The sequence below is a fragment of the Streptomyces murinus genome (genome assembly GCF_002154555.1).
Lineage (GTDB): Bacteria > Actinomycetota > Actinomycetes > Streptomycetales > Streptomycetaceae > Streptomyces > Streptomyces murinus.
On sequence record NZ_MUNF01000927.1, the window covers coordinates 1 to 640 of the forward strand.

1 pseudogene is annotated in these 640 nt (G+C 72.6%); it reads right to left on the bottom strand.

The features are described 5' to 3' along the window. Window positions 1-639: pseudogene (locus CCN72_RS36675) on the bottom strand (glycosyltransferase family 39 protein); the annotation flags it as partial. Between the last annotated feature and the right edge of the window lies 1 nt (window position 640).

A 640-nucleotide genomic window follows, 5' to 3' on the forward strand; every position in this document is an offset into this window, starting at 1 on the left:
TACGGACGGGACGCGGCCGGCCACAGCTCGACGATCGCCACCCACCAGCCCCCGGCCACCACCAACGCGAGGGTGGCGGCGGCCAGTTGGCCGAGGCGCTTCTTCAGCAGGACCGGCGCGCACACCGCGTACACCACGGCGAGCGGCGGCAGGATCAGGAACGCCTGGAGCGTCTTGGCGAGGAACGCGAGACCGATCGCGGCCCCGGCCCACACCAGCCACCTGGTCCGGCCGTCCTCCAGCGCCCGTACGACGAGGTAGCAGGCCCCCGACATCAGCAGGGCCAGCATGGCGTCCGGGTTGTCGAACCGGAACATCAGCGCCGCGNNCGGTCGCCACGCCCATCAGCACCTCGGGCACGAGGATCGCCCAGGAGTTCAGGCCGAAGATCCGCACCGACAGCTCCATCGGCCACAGCGAGGCCGGGGGCTTGTCGACGGTGATGGCGTTGCCCGCGTCCAGCGAGCCGAAGAACAGCGCCTTCCAGGACGCGCTGCCCGCCTGGACGGCCGCCGAGTAGAAGGAGTTGGCGTAGCCGGAGGCGCTCAGGTCGTACAGGTAGAGCAGCAGGGTCGCGGCGAGCAGCCCGAGGAGGGCGGGGCGCGCCCAGCGGGGGTCCTCGGGGCGGCCGCGCCACAGG